Below are 26090 nucleotides of genomic sequence, written 5' to 3'. Positions count from 1 at the left end.
GATTCCCCTGCCCTGATTGCCCATGCGTAAACACCGCCACTCTAGGACAAATGCCCCGGACTCGCTGCTTGAATCGGATGAATCTTCGATTTGTGTAGGCCTTCACCGAAGCAACCGTAGGAACGGGCTATCATTACCGCCTTCCAAGGACTCAGGATCAAGGACACTTCATGCGCATCGGTTTTCTGTCACCCCTGGCACTGGCTCTGCTGGCCAGTGTTTCCCTGCCGGCTGTGGCCAGCTCCGATGACTCTTGCTACCCCGATTGGCGGGTCTCGCGTGACAGCCTGGCGGGGTGTAACAACCTGCCCTTCCTGAGCCCCGGCAATGACAGCCGGGTCAACCTGCGCCTGATGCTGGCCGACAAGAAAGCCATGGCGTTGGCGCCCAACGCCTTGAACGAAGATGACCTGGCCCAGGGTTTCGGCCCGGTGCCCTTTCCGGTGTATCGCTTGACCGCCCCTGCAGGCACAAACACCGAGCCCGATGACTCACGCACCGCCAAACTCGACAGCTTGCTCGAACCGTTGGGCATCAAGCGTGAGGAACAAAAAACCGCTGGCGAGGCCTTCCTCAATGGCGAAGGCAGCCGCTGCCGCAGTAACGACGACGACAGTGCCAGCGCGTTTATCCGCCAGGTAGTGAAAGCCGATATGCCCGCCACCGAACGCACATCGCTGGCCAAGGCACGCTTGCAACTGCTCACCACATGCGAGTGGGATGGCCCGGTGATGGCCGAGCCGCAGCAGATCCAGTCGGCCGATGGGCAACAATTTCGCACTTATCTACAAGCGGCCGCCGACTTCTACAGCGGGCGCTTTGCCGAGGCGGAACGCGGTTTTTCGGCACTGGGCAGCGCCAGTTCGCCCTGGCTGAAAGAAACCGCGCTGTACATGACCGGCCGCACCGCGCTGAACCAGGCCCAAGCCAACATTTACGACACGTATGGCGTGCCGCAATTGGAGCGTGTGGATAAGTCGGCGCTGGCCAGTGCCGAACAAGGCTTCAACGCCTACCTGAAAACTTATCCACAGGGCGACTACGCCGCCTCCGCCCGTGGCCTGTTGCGTCGGGTGTATTGGCTGGCGGACGACAACGTCAAGCTCGCCGAGGCGTACGCCTGGGCACTGACCCAGGCCACGGACGGGCAGCGCAATGTGTCTGCGGATGAGCTGGTGGAAGAGGCCGACCAAAAGTTGCTGATGGTCACCGGTGGGCCGATCAATACGCCGATGATCCAGGTGGTCAGCGACCTGATGTTGATGCGCGCCCATACCCCGCCAAGCCTGTCCCGTGCAGACCTCGAACAACGCAAAGCCGTGTTCGCCAACGACCCTGCGCTGTATGACTACTTGCTGGCGGCGTATGCACTGTACGTGGAGCATCAACCCGACAGTGCCTTGAAGCATCTACCCGAAGCAGTGCCGTCGAATCTGGACTACTTCGCGTTCAGCCAGCAAACCCTGCGGGCGCTGGCCCTGGAAGATAAAAAGGACTGGCAAGACGCCCAATCGCTGTGGCTGAAACTGCTGCCACTGGCCAAGTTGCCGCTGCAACGAGACCAGATTGAGTTGGCGCTGGCGCTGAACTACGAACGCAGCGGCCAATTGGCCAAGGTGTTCGCGGCCGACTCGCCAATCAGCGCCCAGCAGGTTCGCTATATCCTGCTGCGCAACGTTGCCGGTCCCGACCTGCTGCGCCAACAGATCGCCCAGGCCAGTGACCCGCTGGAACGCGAGACCGCGCAGTTTGTGCTGCTGTATAAAAACTTGCTGCGCGGGCAGTTCGCGACCTTCCTCGACGACCTCAAGCAACTGCCGACGCCGGCTCCGGAAGACAAGCTCGGCACCAGCCTCGGTTACGTCTACAGCGCCAGCCAAAGCTTGAGGTTGTTCCAGTGGAACGGCGACAAAGCCGAGTCCGGCTACGCCTGCCCGAGCATCGCGCAAACCGCCGAAACCTTGCAGGCCGACGCAAAAAGCCCCCACGGCCTGAACTGCATCGGTGAGTTCATCCTGCGCAACAACCTGGACGGCATGCCCCTGGAACAAGCCCGCGCCGCCGGCAGCCTGGGCAGCACGGCGTCGCAGTTCAAGGGCGAAACCTTCTCGCGACTTGAGGGCTACAAGCGGGTAATCGCCGACGCCAAGGCGCCGAAAAACGACAAGGCCTACGCACTGTTCCGTGCCATCAACTGCTATGCGCCAGCTGGCTACAACAGCTGCGGTGGCCAGGACGTCGAGCCCGCCGTACGCAAGGCCTGGTTCCGCCAGTTGAAGACTGGTTTTGCCGACACCCAGTGGGGTAAATCCCTGCAGTACTACTGGTGAAGTCGCTGTGGCTAGGCTTGCTGTTACTGGCAAGCCCGGCCTTCGGCGCCGTCGACGCCCGCGACTATGACGCCTTCTGGCTGTGGAGCGGCGTCACGCCCCAACCGGTGCTCCAGCAGGCCAAGACCCTGTACATCCTGCAAGGCCAGATCAATTCCACCCGCCGCGCACCGCAGCGCGGCGTACGGATGATCGCCCAGGGCATCAGCGTGCCGCGCCTTACCCAGGGCGAAATCTGGGTGGTGTACCGCGCCCACACCCTGCACTGGCCCGAAGCGGTCTACACCCAATTGCTGGGCCAGGTGCAACGCTGGCGCGACGCGGGCAACCCGGTGGTCGGCATCCAGATCGACTTCGACGCCCGCACCCAGTACCTGCACGAATATGCCGCCTTCCTGCGCGACCTGCGCGAACGCCTGCCCACCGACCTTCGCCTGAGCATCACCGGCCTGATGGACTGGAGCAGCAACGCCGACCCATCCGCCATCGCCCAGCTCAAAGGCGTAGTGGATGAAGTGGTGGTGCAGACCTATCAGGGGCGGCACAGCATTCCGGATTACGCGGCGTATTTGCCGCGTATGAACCGGATGGGGTTGCCGTTCAAAATTGGGTTGATTCAGGGTGGAGTGTGGGATGAGCCGGGGTATTTGAAGGGGAGTGAGTGGTTTCGGGGGTATGTGGTATTCCTGCAAAACCCTTGATGCGTGTGGTGAGCGGGCTTGCCCTAATGCCAGTCAGTTAAGGCAAACACTGTACCTGTGGCGAGGGAGCTTGCTCCCGTTGGGCCGCGAAGCGGCCCCAGCTCTTTGTTTTAAAAGACTGGGACTGCTACGCAGTCCAGCGGGAGCAAGCTCCCTCGCCACAGGCTACTTTTTATCCTTCAGACCTCTTAACTGACTGCCATTAGGGCTTATCCGGAGTAGCAATCCAGATCACTGGTGCACTGCCACACATAGGCCTTGTTGGTCAGGTTCTGCACATTCAACGCCATCAGGGGTTCAAGAAACACGTTGAAGGCCTGCGGCAGCAGCGCGCTCACCACCAGCGCCAGGGCCAGGCATCTGGGCCACCAGGCGAATGAAGAGCGGTCCTACGTGCGGCTCCCAATAATCGGCACAGCACGCCCTACAGCTTGCTCACACCTTCAGCCCCCCGCAGTTTGCAACGGATACACCGATTCCCAGCCCCCGCCCAACGCTTTGTACAACCCCACCATGGCCAGGGACACGCCGGTAGAGCTTTCCACCCACTGCTCCTGCGTCGCCAGCAGCGCGCTTTGCACGGTCAGCACGTTGACGAAATCCGCCACGCCTTCGACGTATTGGTGTTGCGCGGTCGCCAGGGCGATCTGGTTCTGGCGCACGGCTTCGGCGAGGCTGTCACGGCGCAGTTGGCTGGCGTTGTAGCGGGTCAACTGGTCGTCGATCTCATGCCAGGCGCGCAATACGGTTTGCTGGTAGGCCAGCGCCGCTTCCTGTTGCTGGGCTTCGCGCAGGTTCAACATGCCTTGCAGGCGCCCGCCATTGAACAGCGGCAGGCTGAACTGTGGGCCGAAGGCAAAGGCGCGGGAGCCCCAGGAGCCGAAGTCCGACAACTGCATGGCTTGAGAACCGAGGCTGCCCGACAGGGTGATGCGCGGGTAGAAGTCGCCCTTGGCCACGCCGATCGTGGCGGTGGCGGCATGCAGGCGGGCCTCGGCCTGGCGGATGTCCGGACGACGTTCGGCCAGCTCCGACGGCAGGCCGATGGCGACCTGGCGCTGGGTCTGCGGTACGGCGGCGTCCTTGGACAACTGCGCGTGCAGGGTTTGCGGTGGCTCGCCCATCAGCAGGCTCAGGGCGTTGATCAACTGGTCCTGGCGTTGTTGCAGGTCCGGCAGGCGCGCTTCGATGGCGGCGACTTGAGCGGCGGCTTCGGCCACGTCCAGGTCGGTGGCCACGCCGTCGGCCAGGCGCAGTTGCGAGAGCTTGAGGCTGTGGCGCGCGACGTCGAGGTTTTGCTCGGTGACGGCGCGGGTGTTTTGTACGCCGCGCAGTTGGATGTAGTCCTGGGCGGTCTCGGCGAGTACCGAGAGCAGTACGGCGCGCCGGTCGTTTTCAGCGACTTGCAGGGTGGCGTCGGCGGCTTCGGTTTCGCGTTTGACGCGACCCCAGAAGTCTAGCTCCCAAGAGGCCGAGAAGCCCGCGTCCCACTGGTTGAACGCGGAGCGACCGTTCTCGCCGGAAGGGTCGCTCAAGCCTTTGCCACTGTTGCGTTTACGCTGGTAAGCGCCGCTGGCGTCGACGTTCGGGTAACGCTCGGCGGTGGTCACTTGGCGTACGGCGCGGCTTTGCTCCAGCCGGCTGCTGGCCAGTTTCAGGTCGAGGTTATCGGTGAGTGCGCGGCGTGTGAGGGCCGACAGTTGCTCGTCGTGGAACACATCCCACCAGCGCTCCTGCAAAGGCTCGCTGACCGCACGGCTGGCGGCTTGACGGCCCTGGGGTTCGCTCCACTGGGTGACTTGCGGGCCTTGGGGCTTGTGAAAGTCAGGGCCAACGGTGCAGGCACTCAGGCTGATGAGGCTCAAGGTGAGCCAGGCCACTCGTTTCATTGCTGGGCTACCTCGCGTTGCTTCGCAGCGGGTTGAGTGTCGACGCTGGCCTCTACCGACATGCCGACGCGCAGGCGCTCGATGTGCGCCTGACCCGGCTCCAGCACGATCTTCACCGGAATACGCTGCACCACCTTGGTGAAGTTGCCGGTGGCGTTATCCGGTTTTACCGAGGCGAAGGTCACGCCGGTGGCCGGCGCCAGGCTTTCCAGATGGCCGTTGAGCAACTCGCCATCCAGGCTGTCGACCCGCACCTGCACGGCTTGGCCGGCGTGCATATGGGAGAGTTGGGTTTCCTGGAAGTTGGCCACCACGTAGGCCTGCTCCAGCGGCACCACGGCGAGGATCTTGCTGCCCGGCGTCACGTAGGCGCCAACCCGCACGGCACGTTCACCGACCATGCCATCCACCGGCGCCACGATGCGCGTGTAGGACAGTTGATAACTGGCCAGCTCCAGCGCGGCCTGGGCGCGTTTGAGTCCACCTTCGGCAGCGTCGCGCTGGGCGGTGAGGATTTCGACTTGCTTGCGCTCCGCCGCCAGCACCGCCGTGGCATTGGCCATGCGCGCGGTGGCCTGGTCGATGCGGGTCTTGGCTTGCTGGGCGTTCTGCACGGTGCCCGCGCCGACGCCGGCGAGGTGGTTGTAGCGGTTCAGTTCGTGTTCGGCGAAGGCCATTTCCGCGCGATCCGCCGCAACAGTCGCCTGAGCCTGGGCGATCACCGAGCTTTGGCGCTCGAGGGTGGCGGTGGCGTTTTTCAGTTGGGCTTGGGCGACGAGAGTATCGGCGTCGGCGGCCTGGGCGGCGGCGCGAAAATCGCGGTCGTCGATCAGCGCCAGCAGTTGCCCTGCCTTGACGCGTTGGTTGTCTTCCACCAGCACTTCCTTGATGAAGCCGGCCACGCGCGGCGCCACCAGGGTGAAGTCGGCGGCGACGAAGGCGTCGTTGGTGGTCTGGTGTTTGCTGCCCAGCACGCCCGGCGCAACCAGGTAAACCAGCACACCGACGGCGAAGACCGCGATAACGGAGACGGCAATTTTATCTTTGCGTTTCATGAACAGTCCTTTCAATCAAGTCGGTGCGCGGGGCGGGAAAATCCGCGTGGGCATCCAGAAAATCAGCAGGATCAACGCCACCGCGACGGCGGCCATGACGTAATACAAATCCGAAGAGGTCAGCACCACGGCCTGCTCGTGCAGGCGGTGCGCCAGGCCCGGCGCGTCACCGTCGGCCAGGGGCGAGTTGCCCAGGCGGTCCACCAGCATGGTCGAGTGGAAATGCAGGCGCTGGGTGGTGAGCGTGTCGATCACACCGGTGGCAATCACGGCGGCCAAGCCTTTGACGGTGTTGAACCAGGCCGAGGCGAATGGCCCTTCAATGGGTTGGATGCTGCCGGTCGAGAGCATCAGCAGCGGCAACACGGCCATCGGTTGCCCAAAGATTTGCAGCAGGTACAGGCCGTAGAAGTCATCGCGAATCCACTCCGACGTCAGGTGCGCACTGCCCACGCAACACAGCACCAACATGCCCAGGCCGATGCCCAGCACCCAGCGGCAATCGACCCAGCGCAGGTTGCACAGCGCCGCCACCAACGGCAGGGCGATCAACTGCGGCAACGCCATCAGCAGCATCACCGGCGCGGTTTGCAGCGGACGATAACCCTGGACCTGAGCGAGGAAACTCGACGGGATGATGATCACCGAGGTCAGCACCATCAGCACCCCAGCCAGCACGATCAACGCGAACGCCAGGTTGCGCAGACCAAGCATCTGCAACTTGAAGAACGGCACCGGCTGCGACCATTCGTTCACCATGAACAGCACCAGCAACACCGTGCCGCCACAGAGCAGGAAGGTGATCAAGCCCGACTCGAACCAGTCCAGGCGATTGCCTTGCAGGATGCCGATCACCAACATGCAAATCGCCGGAAAGCCCAACAGCAAGCCGCGCCAGTTGAACTGCTTGAAGCGCTCCAGGCGCAGCGGGTCTTGGGGCAGGCCGTAAGCCACCGCAGCCATCGCCAGCAGGCACGGCCCGACAATTTGCCAGAATGCCCACTGCCAGCCGACGTACTCGGTCCACAGCGCCGCCAGCGGCGTGCCCAGGCTCGGCCCGAAGGTCGCGGTGAGCGCGTAACCGGCCAGGCCGTAGAGTTTGACGTTGGCCGGCAGGAAGCGCAGGGCCACGGTCATCAACATCGGCGGCAACGCACCGCCGGCCAGGCCTTGCACGGTGCGTAGCAGCAGCAGGCTTTCGTAGTTCGGCGCGAACGGGCACAGGATGCCGAGCACGGTGAACAGGCCAATCGCACACAAGGTGAAACGGCGCAGCGAAAACGTCACCGCACACCAGGGGGCAAAAGCCATGGCTGCGACGGAGGTGGCGGTGTAGGCCGCGACCAACCAGGTGCCTTCGTCGAAGCCGATGTACAACGCACCGCGAATATCGGCGAGGGCGACCTTGGTGACCATCTCATTGAGACCGGACACCAGCACCGCCAGCAGCACGCCGACCAGGCCGATGATGATGCGCGGGCCGAATACCGGAGGGCTCATCGCAGTGGGTAGGGCTGCGGCCGCTAGCGTGGGGGCAGCGAGGGAAGTCATGAACGGGTAACTCGAAATGGTAAATACCCGAGCAGTTTAATCAGGCTAACTCATGACAAAAAGTTACTTGTCGGCAGTTTATAACTGCACCAAACACAATCTTAAACTCACCACAAAAACCCTGTGGGAGGGGCGGTGCGACGATTCGACTTGCCCCCGATTGCAGTGTGTCAGGTACACATTTCTTACTGATCCACTGCTATCGGGGGCAAGCCCCCTCCCACATTTGGAAATTGTACATCTCAAGATTGAGTCGGTTGGGCCTCCAGCCATGTGGCATGGCAGCTCTCGCGCATGGTTTCGCGCAGCCATTTGTGCGCCGGGTCTTTGTCGAAACGCGGATGCCAGGACTGCGCCAATACCAATGTCGGCAGCGAGATCGGCAGCGGGAATGCACGCAGCGGCAGTTTCAGGCGATTGGCGCTGTAGAGCGCTTCCTTGGGCACCGGCAGGATCAGGTCGGAATCCGGCAGCATGAACATCGCACCATGGAACCCTGGCGCGATCATCGCCACGCGGCGCTCCAGCCCTTGGGCATTCAGCGCCGTGTCGATAGGCCCACGGGCAATGCCCCGCCGCGAAATGCTGATGTGGGAATAGCTGGCGAAACGTGCAGCAGTGATCTCTTCGTCGAACAACGGATGACCTTCCCGTGCCAGGCCGACGAAGGTCGTGGAGAACAGGTTCTGCACCTTTACTTCGGGGCTGGTGGGCATGGTGTTGCTCACCCGCAAATCCAGGCGGCCTTCACGCAAGGCTTCGTCGTCGGTGTCGCCTTCGGGCACAAAGCACAGCTCGCACAGCGGCGCCACGCGCTCCATGGTGTCGAACAACCGACCACCATACACACCAATGAAAAAGTCATTGGCGCGTACGCTGAAACGCCGGCGCAGGGTGCTCAAATCCACCTCATCCGCCGAGCGGAACACCAGCGCCGCCTGTTCCACCACGTTGCGTACCTGGGCTTGCAACTGCAAGGCCTTGGGCGTCGGCACCAGGCCGCGGCCGGCGCGCACCAGGATCGGATCGCCCACCGCCTCGCGGATGCGCGTGAGGGTGCGGCTCATGGCGGCGGGGCTGAGGTTCATGCGGCGTGCGGCGCCGACCACGCTGCCCTCATCGAGCAGGGCGTCGAAGGCGACCAGCAGGTTCATGTCCGGTAATTGCATGCCAAGCACTCGTGATGACTGGGGAGTGAATTGGCTGCAATCCTAGCAGGAGATCAGCGCTGCATGCCCCAACGCTTTACGGTGAGTCGCTCGAAGGTATCAAACACCAGGTTCTCCACCAGCAGGCCGATCAGGATCACCACGGCCAGGCCGGCAAATACCTTGTCGGTATACAGCTCGTTGCGGTTCTGGAAGATGTACCAACCCAGGCCGCCCTTGCCGCTGGTTGCACCGAATACCAGCTCGGCGGCGATGAGCGTGCGCCAGGCAAATGCCCAGCCGATCTTAAGGCCCGCGAGGATCGACGGCAGCGCCGCCGGAATCAGGATGAACAGCACAAAGCGCATGCCTTTGAGGCCGTAGTTGCGACCGGCCATGCGCAGGGTTTCGGACACGCCGAGAAAACCCGAATAGGTGTTGAGCGCCAGCGCCCACAGCACCGAATGCACCAGCACGAAGATCAGGCTGTTCTGCCCCAGGCCGAACCACAACAGTGCCAGCGGCAGCAACGCAATGGCCGGCAGCGGGTTGAACATCGAGGTCAACGTGCTGAGCAGGTCGCGGCCCAACTGGGTCGACACCGCCAGGGTGGTCAGGGCAAACGCCAGCACGATACCGATCAGGTAGCCCTTGATCAGCACCACCAGCGAGATGCTGACCTTACTGAGTAATTCGCCGCTGAGCAGGCCGTCGTAGAGCGCGTGAAAGGTCTGCAAAAAGCTCGGCAGCAGCAAGTCATTGTTCTGGTAGCGCGCAACGGCTTCCCAGAGGATCGCCAGCACGATCAGGATCAAGCCCTTGCGCAGCCAGCCTTGTTGCCACAGGCGTTGGCGCAGGGGCAGCTCGCGTTCCACGGGGACGCTGAGCAGTGGTTCGAGTTGTATTTCGTATTCCTGGCGCACGGGTTGTCCCTCAGTAAGCGATGCGGATGTCAGCGAAACCCAGCTCTTGCTCGGCCTCGGGCGCTTCATCAAACAGCAGGCGATGAATCCGCCGCGCCGACGCCTGGAACTCCACGCCGCCAAGGCTGTGCAGGTCGTATTGATGGCTATGGATTTCCGCCCGCACGCGCCCCGGATGCGGCGACAGCAACAGGATGCGATTGCCCACCACCAGCGCTTCTTCGATGGAGTGGGTGACGAACAACAAGGTGAAGCGCACTTCTTCCCACAGCAGCAGCAACTCTTCCTGCATCTTGCGTCGAGTCAGGGCGTCCAGGGCGGCGAACGGCTCGTCCATCAGCAGGATTTTTGGCTGCATGGCCAAGGCGCGGGCGATGGCCACGCGAGCCTTCATGCCGCCGGAAAGTGTGTGCGGATACGCGTCGGCAAAGTTGCTCAGGCCGACTTTTTCGAGGTAGTGCAAAGCACGCTCCTCGGCTTCGCGGCGCTTGAGGGTTTTCGACGCCAGCAGCGGGAACATCACGTTCTGTTTGACGGTTTTCCACGGCGGCAGTTGATCGAATTCCTGGAACACCACAATACGATCCGGACCCGGTTGTTCGACCTTTTGCCCCAGCAGGCGAATCTCGCCCTCGCAGGGTTTGATAAACCCGGCGATGGACTTGAGCAAGGTGGATTTGCCGCAGCCGGACGGGCCAAGCAATACGTAACGGTCCGCCGGGTCGATTTCGAAACTGACCTGGTGGGTGGCCCGCACCACGCGTTCGGGGGTTCGGTATTCCAGGCTGACGTTATCCACCGCCAACAACGGGACGGTGGTGTGCAGGTTGCTGGCCTCGTGGCCTTGCAAAGGCGCGTTCATCTCAACTTCCTTGCAGGGGCTTGGCGTCCTGGAAGAAATAGTCCTTCCACGATTCAGGCTTGTGCTTGATGGCACCGACGCGGTAGAGGAATTCGGCCAGCGGGTAGGTGTTTTTCGGTGTGACGCTGAATTCGAACTGCGGGTTGTCGATGATTTTCAGCAGCTCGGCGCGGTCGATCTTGGCCTTGGTCACACGGATGTAGGTATCGGCCGCAGCGCCTTTGTCGTTCTGCGCGAACTGCGCGGCTTCGGTCAACGCTTCAACGAATGCCTTGTAGGTTTTTGGATTGTCGTTGCGGAATTTTTCGGTGGCGAACAGCACGGTCGGCGAGTTCGGGCCGAACAGGTCGTAGGTGTTCAGCACCACATGCACGTTCGGGTTGGCCAGGGCCTGGTCCTGGAACGGCGGGTTGGAAAAATGCCCGGTGAGTTCGGTGCCGCCGGCGATCAGTGCAGCGGTGGCATCGGGATGCGGAACAGCCACCGTGTACTTGTCGAGGCGATTGAACTCCTTGTCGCCCCACTGCTTGGCAGCGGCGTATTGCAGGAAGCGCGATTGCACCGACACACCCACTGCCGGCACGGCGATGCGGTCTTTTTCGGTGAAGTCGGCGATGGTCTTGACCTTGGGATTGTTGCTCACCAGGTAGTAGGGAAAGTTGCCCAGGGACGCCACGGCCTTGACGTTTTGCTTGCCGTGGGTGCGGTCCCAGATGGTCAGCAGCGGGCCGGTGCCGGCGCCGGCGATATCAATCGAGCCGGACAGCAACGCGTCGTTGACCGCAGCGCCGCCGGACAGTTGGGTCCAGTCGACCTTGATGTCGATGCCTTCCTGCTTGCCGTATTTTTCGATCAGGTTCTGGTCGCGTACCACGTTCAGCAACAGGTAGACGATGCCGAACTGCTCGGCGATGCGAATCTGGCCTTCGGCCTGCGCCACGGTCGGTGCAACCAGGCTGCCAGCCAACAGGCTGATGCCCAGGCCGACGGTCGCAGCCAGTCGGGCGAATGGAATTTTCGTGGACATGCTCATGCTCCGAATCAGAAAGGCGCGTCGCCCTGGATAGTGGTGCGAAACAACTTGCGGCGCAGGTAGCTCGGGCAACCGGCGGCCAGGTGGATCAGCGAGCGGTTGTCCCAGAACACCAGGTCGTGGGGCTGCCATTGGTGGCGATAGATGTTTTCTGGCAGCACGCTGTGGGCGTAGAGCTGGGCCAGCAGGTCGCGGCTTTCGTCTTCTGGCAGGCCGACGATGCGGGTAGTGAAGCCTTCGCTGACGAACAGCGCCTTTCGGCCATTCTCCGGGTGGGTACGCACCACGGGGTGCACCACTTCGGCTACCTGAGCGAGTTGCTCGGGAGTCAGTGTGGGACGCCAGTTGCCTTCGAATTTGGTTTCGCTGTAACGCGCGGTGTAGGAATGCGCGGCGCTGCGGCCTTCAACGGCGTTGCGCAGGTGCTGGGGCAGTTGGTCCCAGGCTTTGTGCATATCGGCGAACAAGGTATCGCCGCCTTCGGACGGCAGTTCCTGGGCGTGCAGCATCGAGCCCAGACTCGGCAGCTCTTTATAGGACAGGTCCGAATGCCAGAACTTGCCTGCGTCCCCCAGGCCGATGGATTGGCCATTTTCGATGATGTTGGAGACGATCAGGATTTCCGGGTGGTTGGCCAACAGGAACTGTTTGAGGACGTGAATCTGCAACACACCGAAGCGACGGCTGAAGGCGATCTGTTGTTCCGGGGTGATGCGCTGGTCGCGGAACACGACCACGTGATAGTCCAGGTGCGCGCGGTGAATACGGGCAAAATCCTGGTCGTTGACCGGACGCGACAGGTCCAGCCCGACAATCTCGGCACCGACGCTGCCGGGCAGTGGGCGAATCTCGAAAGCTTGGGCGGTTGGGGTCACTGTTGGAACAGTAGAGGTGGCGGACATGAGGTCACTCCCGGTCAGACAGGAGAGTGACTTTATAGGTATAAGAACTCGAATTTAAATACCGATAATGAATATCGATAGACAGGAATGTAAGACACTGCAAATGCCCAGTGTGGGTGCCTTGAGCACTCTGTTGAAGTGCTTACAAGCCGAAACCGTACCCGTTTGACAAGCTTGTGGGCAGTCTCTAGTGTGCATTGGATCCAATCAGCCACCCCAATCCGACAAGGAGGATAGCGTAACCGTGACGCAGAAGCCGAGCCCTTTGAACAGCATCAAGATCAGCGGTCCTATTCCCGCCCATCTCGCTCGCTCCGTGATTGAAGAAACCTTGCGCAATGCCATCCTCGATGGCCGCCTGCCCTGTGGTACAGCCATGCGCCAGCAGGAGCTGGCCAGCCTGTTCGGGGTCAGCCGCATGCCGGTGCGCGAGGCCTTGCGCCAACTGGAGGCGCAGTCACTGCTGCATGTGGTGACGCACAAGGGTGCCGTGGTTGCACCGTTGATTGACGACAACTCGGCTGAGACCTATGGGTTGCGGATGTTGCTGGAGTCGGAGGCGTTGCGCCTGTCGATTCCCTTGCTCACCGAAGCCGATATTGCCGAGGCGGATGCCTTGATCTGCGCCCTCGAGCAAGAGAAAGACTACACCGAGATTGGACGTCTCAACCGCCTCTTCCACATGACCCTGTATAGCAAGGCCCCTAACCAGCGCCTGCTCAAGTTGGTAGAACACGGGTTGAACGAGGAAGAGCGCTTTCTGCGTTTCAACCTTGAGGCGATGGGGCTGGGCGAAACATCCCAGGAAGACCACCGTGAACTGCTGAACCTGGTGGTGCAGAAGAAAACCGAGGAAAGCATCCTGACCCTGCGCAATCACTTGATGCGAGGCATGGAGGTCATCACGACGTACCTCAGTGGCCTGGAGGCTGCCGCGAAGAAGAACATCTAATAGGCGCGCTTGAATACTGCGGGGCACCCTGTCTAGCGTGATAAAGCCCCGCAGCGAAGAAACTTCCCACCGCAACTAAAGCAACTTACTTACAGCCATTCTTATTTCGCAAAACATTCAACACATTCATATAGTCGCCAAACTGTTTAACCCGCTTATTATCTCGCCTCGCTAAAAAACACACTTCATCGAACTGCCTACTTCCCGCGTGCGAGCTGCCTTGCGTGCTCGAATCGGTTTGCAGCCCTTTATTTCTTAGCCGATTACAACAGCCATCGCTGTGTTTACAGCAGACGCAACAACTTATAGGCATCAACCATGCAACAAGCGCTACTGGAACAAAAACAACTGCAGTTATGCAGCCACCCGTTATTTATTGAAATAACTTCCCTTAGAAAGTTACAACTATTTATGGAAAGTCATGTATTCGCTGTGTGGGACTTCATGACTCTCACCAAGCGCCTGCAACAGGACCTGACCTGCATGCAGCTTCCCTGGCTGCCCCCTGTAGACCCGCAAGCCGCACGCTTGATCAATGAGATCGTGCTGGGTGAGGAATCGGACGAGCATCCCCGACAAGGCCACTGCAGTCATTTCGAGTTGTATCTCGAAGCCATGAAAGAAGTCGGTGCCAACACGTCGAGGATCGACCGCTTCATTGCGCTGCAACGCGAGGGTCAGGCTGTCAATACAGCCTTGCTTGAAGCGGATCCGCCCCCGGGGGTTGGCGCTTTCGTCCGCGATACGTTGCACATCGCGTTGAACGCACCTACCCACTGCGTAGCGGCGGTGTTCCTGCACGGTCGCGAGCATGTCATCCCGAAGATGTTCGAGCATCTTCTGCAATCGGAGGACATTAACCCGCACCAGGCACCCACCTTCTACAGTTATCTCACGCGCCACATCGAACTGGACACCGAGGATCACGGGCCGGCAGCACACCGCCTGCTCGAGCGCCTGGTCAGCGCAGACCCGACCCACCCACAGCAGGCTCACGACGCGGCCATCGCCGGCGTGCAAAGTCGCATCCATTTGTGGGACCACGTGCGGGCCTCGTTGCAAGAGGTGCACCCATGAACGGTGCGCAGTACCAGTCCCTTGCCGACGATTGGGAGCGCCGCGCAACCGTCCGCACCCGCCCTCGCCGCCTGCTGGAAAACGACGACAAGCTGATCTACCCGCTGTGCCGCCAGCCCTTGGTGCTCACCGCGACCTTCCTCGAACATTGCCCCCAGTGGCGCGACTTTGTCCTGGTGCAAAGCTTCTACAAATTCATCAATGACGTCGTGATCTTCGAGACCGAGATCGTCGACAAGACGGCACGCAACATTGCCAAAAACCGCTTCTCGACGCCCTTCCCCCTCGCCTGCCGCTACGACGCCATGACCGTCGTGGTGGACGAGGACTATCACGCGCTGGTCGCGCTGGACTTCCTGCAACAGACCGTGGACATGACCGGAATCCCGCCCATCAATCTCCCCGCACAAATCGAGCTGAGCCGTGCACTGCCGGCGGCACAAGCGCAGGTCCCCGCGCACCTGCGTGATGCCGTTGAACTGATGGGTGTGGCCATCGCTGAAAACACCGTGACCCAGGATGTCGCGGCATTTTCCAGGGACAACAGTGTCAAGGCATCCATCCGTGGCTTGATGGCCGACCATCTGTCTGACGAAGGCCGCCATGCGCAATTCTGGACTCGCCTGGTGCGCCTCTATTGGCAAGCGGCCAGCCCGGAGGACCGCGATAGCATCGCGCTGGCGTTGCCGGTGTTCCTGGAAAATTACCTGACCAACGAGATGCAGAAAACCTTCGACCTGCAGTTGATCGAACACCTCGATGTGAGTCCCACAGTGCGCAACACGTTACGCGATGAAGTCATCGCACTGACGTTTCCCATCACCTACCAGCATCCGCTGGTGGCCAACATCATGGGTTTCCTGCAACACAGCGGCTTGCTGCAAACGGCGAGCGTGACCCATGCATTGAATGACTACCTGCCTTCACCCAGGAGGCCGATATGAGGCGATTGGTTATCGGATGGTTCGGCACCAGCGTTGCAATGGCCGCGATCAAGGAGAGGCTGGAGCAGTACGGCCATGTTTCTGGCGATGACGCCGCCGACCTGTGGATTGAAGACGGTAGCCTGGAATTGCCACCTGCCCTGAGCCAAAGCCCCTGGGTGCGTTTACGCCTGGGACTTGGCCCGACAACGGATAGCGGGCTGCCCACCCTGCAACTGCGTGCCTACGACCAGAACCAGCGCGCGTACGCCGTACTGGATATCAACGAGGAACCCAGCGGCAACGGCGAGCGATTGCGTCGGCAAGTGACGGATGCGTTGGTGGAGTGGGTTGCGCTGCACGTCAGTGGCTTTTCTCGGCACTCGGGCTACTTCACCGCAAGTGCGCTCGCCAACGACTGGCCCGAGGCAGGTTTGCAGGAGCTTGAAGCCCTGGCGTTTGTGCACCGTTTCAATCGCACGGCAGACCCTGCCTTGTTGCGGGAAGCCCAGGTGCCGGTGATTGAACGGATACAGGCCAGCCTCAACGCTTTCGCCCACCGGCCCGCGCTGAACATCGGCGGTAGCCAGGTGACTTACCGTGAGCTGCAAGTGCTGGCGCTGGCGATCCAGCAGAGGCTGTGCCCCTTGCTGGAAACCCTTGAAGCGCCCCCGGTGATCGGTGTCTGCCTGGAAAAGTCCGTCGAGTTGTATGCCAGTATTCTCGCCGTGCTGGGCTGCGGTGCGGTGTATTTGCCGCTGGAAGTGGCCCCTCCTGTTGCGCGTCATCAGGCCATGCTCGAAAGCACCCACGCCCGCGTTTTGCTGGACGCCGGCCAACACCCGTTGCGGGAGCGGTTCCTTTCACTGAACGTGAGTACCATCGGCCCCAGCGACGCCAGCACTGCGCAGCCACTGATGCTCCAGCGCCCTTGCACTGACTCGCCGTGCATGGCCCTCTTTACATCCGGAACCACGGGCCAGCCAAAAGGTGTATGGCTCAGCCAAGGCAACCTTGCACATTTTGCCGCCTGGTTCCGACCCCGCATGGCCCAGGATGAACAGAGCCGTGTCCTGCAATTTTCATCGTTGAGTTTCGATTCATCGCTGATCGATATCTTCCCCGCGCTGATGGCGGGCGCAGAGTTGATTGTCCCCAACGAAGATCAACGGCGCGACCCCATTCAACTGATGGAGCTGCTCAATCATCAGCGTGTTACCCATGCTTTTGTGCCGCCCGCATTGCTCAGCCTGCTGGCACGAGATCAACCCATCGGCCTGGTGCATTTGCTGACGGGCGGTGATGTGTGTGAACCCGACGTGATCGAGCGGCTGGCAGGCCAGTGCCAATTTCACAATCTGTACGGCCCCACCGAGGCCACCGTGTTGATCACCCATCGGACGTTGCAGCCCAATGACAATAATCGCAACGTCGGCCGCCCCATCGCCAACAGCCAGGTGTTGATTCTCGACGACACCCTGCAACCGGTGGATGAACAGGTGATAGGCGAGGTTTATATCGCCGGCCCCGGAGTGAGCCTGGGGTATGTGAACGCGACCCAAGAAGACGCGGACCGGTTCGTTGAACTGACACTGCCGGGTGGTCGGCTCTTGCGCGCCTACCGTAGCGGTGACTTGGCGCAGTGGACCGCCGACGGAATCGTACTGAGTGGCCGCCGCGATGATCAGGTCAAGATTCGCGGCTATCGCGTCGAGCCTCGGGATATTGAGCACTGCCTGCGCAACAGCCGCCTGTACCGCCAGGTGGCGGTGGTGATCGACGCTGATCGTAGAATTCGCGGGTTTGTCGCGCAGCCCGAACCGGGGGCCACCGTGGCAACCCTGCAACAGCATGCACGGCAATGGTTGCCGGACTATATGCGTCCCGACGCCTTGACCGAACTGGCAGGCATGCCGCACTCCAGCAGCGGCAAGATCGACCGGAAAGCATTGCTGGCGTTGCCGGTTCCGCCGACGCTGTCGACAACTCGCGGCGTTGCACTCACACCGCTGCAGAGGCGCTTGACCGACCTGTGGGGTGAATTGCTGGGGCTGTCGGCGAGTGAGCTATCTATCGATGACCGCTTCTTCGATCTCGGCGGCCATTCGATTTTGCTGTCGAGCCTGTTGCTGCGTGTCCGCGAGCAATTTGGTCGCAGCCTTGCGTTGAGCCGCTTTATAGAAGCACCCACGATCAGAACGCTTGCAACGTTGCTGGAAGACGGTGAACTGCCCGACACACCTTCACGCCAAGCGATGCAGGACGCTCAGCGGCAGTGGCCCGCCGAGACGTTACCCGGGGAACAGGCGGGCGACCCGCGCAGGGTGATCGTGACGGGAGCCAACAGTTTTGTCGGCATCCATATCGTCGAAGCGTTACTGGACAGTGGCGCAACCCAAGTGGCGTGCCTGGTGCGTGAGACGCCGGGGCAATCGGCGAAGGAGCGGTTCACCCAGGCAATGCGGGAGTACCGCCTGAAGCATCTGGACCTGAACCGAGTACAGGTATTTGCCGCCGATATCAGCCAGCCACGGTTGGGTTTGGCCTGCGATGTATATGACGCGCTTACCGAAGGATTCGGCGCACTGGTGCACAACGCGGCGCGGGTCAACCACGTGATGGACTATGCCTCGCTGACCAAGGACAACGTCGAACCGATTATTGAGTGCCTGCGCCTGTGCGAGACCGGACGTAAAAAGGTCTTCAATTTTGTGTCGACGTTGTCGGCGTGCAGTAGCGTCGATGCCTTGGGGCATGTCCTGGAGACCCCCGCCGCCGCCACGTTGCCGCTGTACATCAAGAATGGCTACAACCTGTCCAAGTGGGTCGCCGAGCGGTGGCTGGGGCACGCGGTGGAACAGGGCGCCTGGGTGAATATCCATCGTCCTGGAAACATCAGTTTCAATAGTCGCAACGGTGTGTGCCAACCGCAGCAAAATCGGCTGATGCTGATGCTCAAGGGGTCGCTGCAACTGGGGCTGCTACCTCGATTGGACGTGAACTTCGACCTGATGCCGGTGGACTTCCTCGCGCGATTCATCGCCTTCCATTGCGCACGTTTCGACGTCAGTGAAAACGTCTTCAACCTCCACAATCCGCAGCCGCTGAGTTGGGAACACTACCTGGATGCATTCAGCTTGGCAGGCCATGCGTTCGAGCGGGTGGACGTTGCGCATTGGCAACAGGGGTTGCGCACCGTCGGTCGCGATAACGCGCTGTTTGGCGTGCTCGGGTTTTATCTCGATTGCCTGGATGAGGACATCGGAGACACCTCAATGATCAAACATGACAACGCCCGACAAGGGGTTCGACTGATGGGGGAGCCCTACCCGGAAAAAAACTCGCAGCTATTGAGCAAAGGCTGCGCCTACCTCAAAGCCATTGGCTTTCTTTAAACGCCCTGGACGACCACATGAACTCACTGAGACCCGATACGTTAATTCAAAACCCCAACAGCGCGCCGATAGTGGTCTGCGTCACGGTTGACTGCCCCGCTAACCGGTTGTGGGGCATGGTGGGTCAGTTCGCCAACTTTGATGTGTTCATTCCTGCGCTGACGCACATCGAAATGACGGGTACCGGCGTGGGCGCTTTGCGCACGAAATTCTTTCACGATGGCAACCGCGTGGTAGAGCAACTCAATAGTCGGGATGAGCATGCAATGCAGATGACCTGGACCATGATCTACAACACCCTTGGCCTGGCCAGGTTGTGGGCGGCGATTAGCGTGGAGGCACTTGGGGAGCAATGTTCCAAGGTGACCTGGATCCTGATTGCCGAGCCCATGGACACGGCGCAGGAGGGGTTTGAGTCGTTTGTGCAGGGCTTTGCCAGCAGCGCCTTGGAGAATGTTCGTCGACTGCTCAGTTGAACAGCAGGAGCGAAGGGACTCGCTCCTGCCTGTCGACCGATTAAATCTTGAAGCTGTCGACCAACTGTTTCAAACGATTGGCCTGTTGCGACAACGCATCGCAATCCTTCAAGGTTTCGTTGAGGTTGCTCACACCCTGTTGGTTCAGCAGGTTGATCTGGTTGATATCGACGTTGAGTGTCTCCACCACTGCGGTCTGCTCTTCGGTAGCGGCGGCAACCGACTGGTTCATGCCGTCGATTTCGACGATCCGCTGCGTCACGCTGACCAGGCGCTCACCCGCCTGGTTGGCAACCTGGACGCTTTCTTCGCTGGAGGTCTGGCTGGCATTCATGGTGGTGACCGCTTCACGCGAGCCCACTTGCAGCGAGGTGATCATCTTGTGGATCTCCTCGGCAGACTCTTGCGTGCGGTGAGCCAGGTTGCGCACTTCATCGGCAACGACGGCAAATCCGCGACCGGCCTCACCGGCACGCGCGGCCTCAATCGCGGCGTTGAGCGCCAACAGGTTGGTCTGTTGGGAGATGCCTTTGATCACATCGAGGATGTGACCGATGTTATCGGTACTGGCATTCAGGGTTTCGATCTGGGTGCAGGACAGGCTGATCTTCTGCGACAGTTCCGACATGGCCAGGATGGTTTGCTCCACCACTTTGCGCCCGTCGTCGGCCTGCTCGCTGGCGCCGCTGGCATGCTGGGAGGCATCGGCGGCGTTGCGGGCGATTTCCTGGGTGGCAGCACCCAGCTCGTTGATCGCGGCGGCCACGCTGTTGGTGCGTGCGCTTTGCTCGTCCGAGCCAACGATAGAGGCATTGGACGAAGCCATTACCCGCTGGGACAAGTCGTGAACCTGGCGGGTTGCCGAGGACACTTCGGAAATCGAAGCGTGGATACGCTCCACGAACTGGTTGAATGCGCTGCCGACTTCGCCGAATTCATCTTTGCTGGTAACCGCCAGTCGGCGAGTCAGGTCGCCTTCGCCCTGGGCAATGTCCTGCATGGCGACGCCCATGGTAGTCAGCGGGCGCAGCAACACTTGGATCAGCAGGCTCAGAAGTACAGCAATCGCCACCACGGCAATCAGCATGGCAATCAACGCGGAGGTGCGGAATTTACCCAGTGGAGCGTAGGCTTTGTCTTTATCAACCGACAGGCCGATGTACCAATCTGCACCTGGCAACCCGTTGATCGGGGTGAACGACAGGATCCGGTCCTGGCCATTGAGGACCACTTCCTGACTGACTTTCTCGATGCGTACCGAAGTACCTGGGTAGATCTCCTTGAGGTTTTTCATCACCTGGTCCTGGTCAGGGCTGACGATGACTTGACCATCGCCGCTGACCAGGAAGGCATGGCCGATGCCACCGAAATCCACCGAGTTGATGATCTTCACCAGAGTCTGCAGGCTCAGGTCCCCCCCCACTACACCGAGCAATTCGCCGTTCTTTTTCACCGGCATGGCGATGGTTACGATTTGCCCACCCACGGCAGCCATATAAGGCGGCGTGAGCATGGGTTTATCGGCAGCCACGGCTTGTTTGTACCAGGGCCGCTGACGCGGGTCGTAGTCGTCGGGCATTTTTGCGTCAGGGCGCTGAGTGAATACACCGTTGGTTTGGCCAACATAGGTGAACTGGAAGTTCGAGGTGAGTGCGGGTTGGTCAACCAGTCCGGGAAGATCGGCGCTATTACCCTGATGGGCGATGTTTTGCGTCAGGCTTTCGAGCACCAATATTCGGCCACTGAGCCAGTTCTGCACACTGCTGGCAGTGAGCTCGCCGGACTGCTGGATCGACGACTCCAAATTTTGCTTGATGGTGCTGCGTTGCAGGTAGTCGTTGTAGAACGTGAATAACGCGAAGGCTAGAACCACGACGCCTGACGCGGCCAACAGAATTTTATGACTGAACTTTAGATTCATTTCATTCGACTTCTTTTTGCCAAAAGGGGGGTTAGCGTGCCGAGAGGAACATTCCATGTAAGGGTATAGGCGGCTTCTTTGGCCGCTCTATTTCGGTGCACGCATGGCTCATCAGGCTTTCGGCCAAGTCGAAGCAAAACTGAGCGATTTGTAGGATTGCCCTTCGTTTTACGTAGGAAACCGACCAGTGGTTGTCGTACAAGGATCAGAGTTGCAAAATTTGTCAGCCTCCCAAACAATGCGACTAATTATCATTTGTGACGTTTGGCCAGGTTCGTGTGAATGCAGCCCTCTGAGTACATCCCGCGTGAAAGTGTTGTAACGACGCTTTATCACGCCCATCACACGTGGTTGAACACCTGGCTGCGCAGCCGGTTGGGCAACGCGTGCGATGCCGCAGACCTGGCGCAAGACACCTTTGTGCGACTCCTGCAGAAGACCGAACGCTTTGAACTCAAGGCGCCCCGGGCATTCTTGCGCACCATTGCCCGAGGACTGGTGATTGATCACTGGCGCCGTGAAGAAATCGAACGGGCGTATCTGGAATCCATCGCCCATTTGCCTGAAGCATTGGCGCCGAGTGCTGAAGCACGTGCGCTCGTTCTCGAGTTGCTGGAAGACATCGCCCGGCTTTTGGAAGGATTGAAACCCAAGGTACGTAAGGCGTTTCTAATGGCCCAGTGTGATGGGCTGACGTACAAGCAAATCGCGGAGCAGTTGGGCGTGTCACTGCGCTCGGTTGAGCGTTACATCGCTGAGGCGCTGTATCACTGCTACGTCCTACGGTATGAGGCATGACGCGGGTGAACAACGCCACGCGTTTCGGGCCTGACCCCCAGGTGGTCAAACAGGCCATAAGTTGGGCACTGCGCCTGCGTAACAACCGTGCCAACGTACGCTTGCGCGCACAATGTGAACAGTGGCGCGCAGCTCATCATGATCACGAAATGGCGTGGCAGCGAGTGCAGGCGCTGCAACAGGAACTGAGCAGTCAGCTGACTGCCATTCCGGGAGCGCACGTGGCATTGGAGAGCAGTGCCCAGGGTTTGAGCCGGCGCCAGGCGATGAAGATGCTTTCCGGCGTGGCGCTGGTAGGCTCTGCGGCCTGGATCAGCCGAGACCTGACGGGCTGGCAGCGCTGGACTTCCGACCTTGCGACCGCGACCGGTGAGCGCCGCAGTATCCAATTACCGGATGGCACTCGCCTGCAACTCAATACCGACAGCGCAGTGGACTTGAACTTCAACCTGCACCAACGCCTGATCAACCTGGTGCGTGGGGAAATCCTGGTTACCTGCGGTGCAGATTCGTCAGCACCTTTGCTGGTGCAAACCCGCCATGGACTGTTCGAAGGCATCGACGGGCGCTTTTCGGTGCGCCAGGACAGTGATTGCACGCGTCTGAGTGTGGTCAGCGGCAACGTGGCCATTCATTCACCTCATCAGGCGGATGGGCTATCGACCCAGGTTCATGCGGGGGAAAACTACCTTGTGCGCCCGTCCGAAGCCGTTCCTGCCCCGCCGATGAACATGGATGTCGGCGCCTGGGCCGATGGACTGATCGTCACGCGGGGTATGCGTCTTGCGGACTTTCTTGGCGAAGTGGGGCGTTATCGTCATGGCTATTTAGGGTGTTCGGCAGGGATCGCCGAGTTGCGTTTATCGGGGGTATTTCGTCTGGAGGATACCGACAAGTTACTGGCGGTCCTGCCGCAGACACTCCCCGTACAAGTGCGCTATCGCACCCGTTGGTGGGTGAGCGTGGAGCAATCGGCCTGATTTTTTTGGCGGCTTTTTTCCGTGAGTCCGGCTTAGACAGTAAGCCATTCACTTTGCCTTCCCCGGCCTCTACGGATCTTGACCATGACAGTGTGCTTACCCTACAACTCTTCCTACCCGCAATTAAGAAAAGCCATACGTGCGGCTTTGCTGTCGACAACATTGGGTATCAGCGTAGTGCCGGTCACTGGCATGGCCGCAGAAGCAGGTGCCCAGCAGGTCAATCAACGCTACCAGATCCCCGCAGGCCCACTGAGCGAGGCGCTCAATCAATTTGCGCGGCAAGCGGGCATCACCCTCTCCAGTACCCCCGTGCAAACTCAGGGCAAGCAATCGACGGGGCTGCAGGGCGAGTACTCCGTCGAGCAAGGCTTGAATCATTTGCTCAATGGCTCAGGGCTGCAGGCTATTTCCGAGGATGGCGTCAGCTTCGTATTGCAGGTGCCGCCGCAAAGCGACGCGCTTACCTTGCCAACCACCGATATCAAGGGATTTGCCCTGGGTAACGCTCTGGGCAGCATGGAGGGCTACAACGCGACGCATAGCCAGATTGCTACCAAGACCAGCACCGCTCTGCTGGAGACATCGCAAACGGTCTCCGTCGTGACCCGTGAACAAATGGATGACCAAGGCTCCCAGACCGTTGCGCAAGCCATGCGCTATACCCCTGGCGTGCTGACCAACCCCTACGGCGCAACGCATCGGTATGACTATGTGGCAATGCGCGGCTTCAATGATGGTTCGGTGGATAACATCTACCTGGATGGATTGAAGTCGATGGGGGACAGCGGCACCTACAGCACAATGCAGGTAGACCCGTACTTTCTGGAACGCGTGGATATTCTCAAGGGCCCTTCCTCGGTGCTGTACGGACGCAGTTCGCCCGGCGGCCTGGTGGCGCTCACTAGCAAAAAGCCGTTATTCGAGCCCTATCACCAGGTACAGGCGACAGTAGGCAGTAACGGGCAGCGAGGCATGGGTTTTGATTTCAGCGGGCCTGTGGATGACGACAAGCGCATTGCCTATCGACTGACGGGGTTAGCAGACAAATCCGACACACAATTCGACCACGCCAAGGAAAAACGCTACGCGCTGGCACCGACCCTGAGCATCGACTTTACCGAAGACACGTCGCTGACATTGCAGGCCTACCTGCAGCATGACCCAGACGGCGGCTATCACGGCGGCATGCCGGCGGATGGCGCCTTGCATCAGCGCAATGGCCAGCGAATCTCCAGTCATTTCTTTGAGGGTGAACCGGGGGTTGATGGCTACAAGCGAGATCAGCAGTCATTTGGCTATCAATTTGAGCATCGCTTTAATGATGTATTCACCGCACGGCAGAATTTTCGTTATCTGGACTCCAAGGTGCAGCTGGATCAGGTGTACGCCTACGGCTGGACCACACCCACCAGTAACGAGCTCAACCGTTACTACTCAGGCGGTGATGAGAAGCTGCATGCATTCATTATCGACAACATGCTCCAAGCAGAATTTTTCACGGGAGCCACCAAACATACCGTGTTGATGGGCGCCGATTATCAACGGCGTAAAACAGTAGTGGACTGGACGAGCGGATCGTTGCAGCCGATCAATGCGTTCAACCCTGTCTACGGCAATTCCGCTATCAGTTACTACAGCCCCACCAGCTATCTACGGCGACTGGAGCAAACCGGTGTTTATCTGCAAGACCTGATTGAAATGGATAAATGGCGGTTTTCCCTTGGACTGCGCCAAGATTGGGTAGAGACGTCCGATGAAAACCGAATCGCCGAGGCTAGCCGGCCAGTAGGCACTGAGATCAGTGATAAACGCACCAAGCTTACGGGCCGTGCGGGGGCGCTATATTTGTTCGATAGCGGCCTTGCGCCCTATGTCAGCTACTCGGAATCCTTCAATCCCAACTCTTATTCCGACAGTGCCGGCAACCCACTGGCTCCGACTGATGGTACTCAATGGGAAGTGGGGTTGAAGTATCAGCCGCCAGGCACCGATAACCTGTTTACCGCGTCGTGGTTCCGTATCGACCAGGAAAATCTGGCAACCAAACTACCGCAGGAGAATTTCTACCGAGCGGTGGGCGCGGTGCGCTCTCAGGGGTTGGAGTTGGAAGCGCATATGCAACTGACCGATAACCTCAAGATCCTGGGCAGCTATACCTTTACCGATATCAAGTATTCCAAATCGATGGTGAGCACGCTCAGCACTGCTGACAATTTGGTTGAGAACAAGGGTAACTCGCCGACACAGGCACCCCGTCACATGGCGTCCGTGTGGGCGGACTACAAATTTGATAGCAACGTTCTTGATGGGTTGAGGCTCGGCGGCGGCGTCCGGTATGTGGGCTACAGCTGGGCGGACGCAGAGAACACGATGAAAGTCCCCTCCTACACCTTGCTCGATGCCTCGGTTGGGTATGACTTGGGTAAGGTTGGGTTAAAGGGGGTAGATGTACGACTGAATGCTAACAACCTGACCAACGAAACCTATGTAGCGTCTTGTGCCAGCCTTAACTTTTGTTACCTGGGGGAAGAGCGCAACGTCAGCGCGACGGTGAGCTACCAGTTCTGATTCATTCGTGTTTGAACCAAGCCAGCGTCCGCTACCTGACGCTGGTTTTTTTGTGGCTACCACTGACGACCTGTTGGACACACGGTGGGGTTGCAGGCGCTTCCACATCTTCTAAACGACAAAACCCCTGTCTGCGTTAGCAGACAGGGGTTTCGGAATTCAATCTTGACGATGACCTACTCTCACATGGGGAAACCCCACACTACCATCGGCGATGCATCGTTTCACTGCTGAGTTCGGGATGGGATCAGGTGGTTCCAATGCTCTATGGTCGTCAAGAAATTCTGTGTACCGGACCGTTGCGTTAGCATCGTGCCGATGAAATTCATGGACTTCTACATAAACAAAACCCCTGACTGCGTTAGCAATCAGGGGTTTTGGAATTTAATCTTGACGATGACCTACTCTCACATGGGGAAACCCCACACTACCATCGGCGATGCATCGTTTCACTGCTGAGTTCGGGATGGGATCAGGTGGTTCCAATGCTCTATGGTCGTCAAGAAATTCGGGTACTGAGTCGTAGCCAGCTGGCTTCGCTTCAGCAAATTGGGTATGTGATAAAAATCGGTGTTTTGTGAGCGTCGAACTTTCGGTTCATTT

The 26090-nt window shown here is 59.8% G+C and carries 20 protein-coding genes and 2 rRNA genes; 10 read left to right on the top strand and 12 right to left on the bottom strand.

Annotation, left to right across the window (positions count from 1 at the left end):
* The first annotated feature begins 170 nt into the window (after positions 1-170).
* Positions 171-2330 carry a PA5441 family protein gene (locus DYL61_RS24420; protein WP_135310466.1) on the top strand — a complete coding sequence of 720 codons (2160 nt, stop codon included), beginning with the start codon at positions 171-173 and terminating at the stop codon, positions 2328-2330.
* On the top strand, positions 2327-3031 hold the full coding sequence (locus DYL61_RS24415; protein WP_135310465.1) for a DUF3142 domain-containing protein: 705 nt from the start codon (positions 2327-2329) through the stop codon (positions 3029-3031). Before DYL61_RS24420 ends, DYL61_RS24415 begins: the two co-directional genes overlap by 4 nt.
* Positions 3032-3240: 209 nt before the next feature.
* On the opposite strand, the gene DYL61_RS31735 is transcribed toward DYL61_RS24415, so the two are convergent.
* The 9 genes from DYL61_RS31735 to DYL61_RS24375 form a co-directional block, all read right to left on the bottom strand.
* A complete protein-coding gene (locus DYL61_RS31735; protein ID WP_274594959.1) occupies positions 3241-3369 on the bottom strand; it encodes a hypothetical protein in 129 nt (42 codons plus the stop codon).
* Between the two features lie 105 nt (positions 3370-3474).
* The gene (locus DYL61_RS24410; protein ID WP_135310464.1) at positions 3475-4920 is read right to left on the bottom strand and encodes an efflux transporter outer membrane subunit; all 1446 of its coding nucleotides are present in this window, start codon (positions 4918-4920) and stop codon (positions 3475-3477) included.
* The gene (locus DYL61_RS24405) at positions 4917-5975 is read right to left on the bottom strand and encodes an HlyD family secretion protein (protein WP_135310463.1); all 1059 of its coding nucleotides are present in this window, start codon (positions 5973-5975) and stop codon (positions 4917-4919) included. The genes DYL61_RS24410 and DYL61_RS24405 overlap by 4 nt, the downstream gene beginning before the upstream one ends.
* A 15-nt stretch (positions 5976-5990) precedes the next feature.
* Positions 5991-7526 (bottom strand): MFS transporter, encoded by a 1536-nt coding sequence (locus tag DYL61_RS24400; protein ID WP_135310462.1) that lies wholly within the window; start codon positions 7524-7526, stop codon positions 5991-5993.
* A gap of 242 nt (positions 7527-7768) precedes the next feature.
* Positions 7769-8695 (bottom strand): LysR family transcriptional regulator, encoded by a 927-nt coding sequence (locus DYL61_RS24395; protein ID WP_135310461.1) that lies wholly within the window; start codon positions 8693-8695, stop codon positions 7769-7771.
* 53 nt (positions 8696-8748) lie between these two features.
* Complete coding sequence (locus DYL61_RS24390) at positions 8749-9597, bottom strand: ABC transporter permease (RefSeq protein ID WP_105698297.1); 849 nt, start codon at positions 9595-9597, stop codon at positions 8749-8751.
* A 10-nt stretch (positions 9598-9607) separates the two neighbouring features.
* Complete coding sequence (locus tag DYL61_RS24385; protein ID WP_135310460.1) at positions 9608-10459, bottom strand: ABC transporter ATP-binding protein; 852 nt, start codon at positions 10457-10459, stop codon at positions 9608-9610.
* 1 nt (position 10460) lies between these two features.
* Positions 10461-11486, bottom strand: a complete 1026-nt coding sequence (locus DYL61_RS24380) for an ABC transporter substrate-binding protein (RefSeq protein WP_135310459.1) — start codon at positions 11484-11486, stop codon at positions 10461-10463.
* A 14-nt stretch (positions 11487-11500) separates the two neighbouring features.
* Complete coding sequence (locus DYL61_RS24375) at positions 11501-12394, bottom strand: TauD/TfdA dioxygenase family protein (RefSeq protein ID WP_135310458.1); 894 nt, start codon at positions 12392-12394, stop codon at positions 11501-11503.
* A gap of 244 nt (positions 12395-12638) precedes the next feature.
* On the opposite strand from DYL61_RS24375, the gene DYL61_RS24370 reads away from it, so the two are divergent.
* The 5 genes from DYL61_RS24370 to DYL61_RS24350 all read left to right on the top strand — a co-directional run bounded on the left by DYL61_RS24370 (position 12639) and on the right by DYL61_RS24350 (position 19217).
* On the top strand, positions 12639-13346 hold the full coding sequence (locus DYL61_RS24370) for a GntR family transcriptional regulator (RefSeq protein WP_135310457.1): 708 nt from the start codon (positions 12639-12641) through the stop codon (positions 13344-13346).
* A 318-nt stretch (positions 13347-13664) separates the two neighbouring features.
* Positions 13665-14423: a DUF3050 domain-containing protein gene (locus DYL61_RS24365; RefSeq protein ID WP_135310456.1), complete on the top strand. Its 759-nt coding sequence runs from the start codon at positions 13665-13667 to the stop codon at positions 14421-14423.
* On the top strand, positions 14420-15367 hold the full coding sequence (locus DYL61_RS24360; RefSeq protein WP_135310455.1) for a diiron oxygenase: 948 nt from the start codon (positions 14420-14422) through the stop codon (positions 15365-15367). Before DYL61_RS24365 ends, DYL61_RS24360 begins: the two co-directional genes overlap by 4 nt.
* Positions 15364-18741: an amino acid adenylation domain-containing protein gene (locus DYL61_RS24355; protein ID WP_135310454.1), complete on the top strand. Its 3378-nt coding sequence runs from the start codon at positions 15364-15366 to the stop codon at positions 18739-18741. The genes DYL61_RS24360 and DYL61_RS24355 overlap by 4 nt, the downstream gene beginning before the upstream one ends.
* Before the next feature lie 17 nt (positions 18742-18758).
* Complete coding sequence (locus DYL61_RS24350) at positions 18759-19217, top strand: SRPBCC family protein (protein ID WP_135310453.1); 459 nt, start codon at positions 18759-18761, stop codon at positions 19215-19217.
* Between the two features lie 40 nt (positions 19218-19257).
* Here the strand turns inward: DYL61_RS24350 and DYL61_RS24345 are convergent, their stop codons facing one another.
* The gene (locus DYL61_RS24345) at positions 19258-21138 is read right to left on the bottom strand and encodes a methyl-accepting chemotaxis protein (RefSeq protein ID WP_135310452.1); all 1881 of its coding nucleotides are present in this window, start codon (positions 21136-21138) and stop codon (positions 19258-19260) included.
* A 282-nt stretch (positions 21139-21420) separates the two neighbouring features.
* On the opposite strand from DYL61_RS24345, the gene DYL61_RS24340 reads away from it, so the two are divergent.
* From DYL61_RS24340 to DYL61_RS24330, 3 genes are all read left to right on the top strand, one after another.
* Positions 21421-21936 (top strand): sigma-70 family RNA polymerase sigma factor, encoded by a 516-nt coding sequence (locus tag DYL61_RS24340; protein WP_135310451.1) that lies wholly within the window; start codon positions 21421-21423, stop codon positions 21934-21936.
* On the top strand, positions 21933-22916 hold the full coding sequence (locus DYL61_RS24335) for a FecR domain-containing protein (protein ID WP_135310450.1): 984 nt from the start codon (positions 21933-21935) through the stop codon (positions 22914-22916). The genes DYL61_RS24340 and DYL61_RS24335 overlap by 4 nt, the downstream gene beginning before the upstream one ends.
* A gap of 84 nt (positions 22917-23000) precedes the next feature.
* Positions 23001-25487 (top strand): TonB-dependent siderophore receptor, encoded by a 2487-nt coding sequence (locus DYL61_RS24330; protein ID WP_135310449.1) that lies wholly within the window; start codon positions 23001-23003, stop codon positions 25485-25487.
* 163 nt (positions 25488-25650) lie between these two features.
* Here DYL61_RS24330 and rrf (DYL61_RS24325) read toward each other — a convergent pair.
* Positions 25651-25766 (bottom strand): 5S ribosomal RNA (gene rrf / locus DYL61_RS24325).
* Between the two features lie 109 nt (positions 25767-25875).
* Positions 25876-25991 (bottom strand): 5S ribosomal RNA (rrf, locus tag DYL61_RS24320).
* Positions 25992-26090 lie beyond the last annotated feature (99 nt).

This window comes from Pseudomonas nabeulensis (genome assembly GCF_004682045.1).
In the GTDB taxonomy this organism is placed as follows: domain Bacteria; phylum Pseudomonadota; class Gammaproteobacteria; order Pseudomonadales; family Pseudomonadaceae; genus Aquipseudomonas; species Aquipseudomonas nabeulensis.
This window is presented reverse-complemented; position numbering and strand designations above follow the sequence as displayed.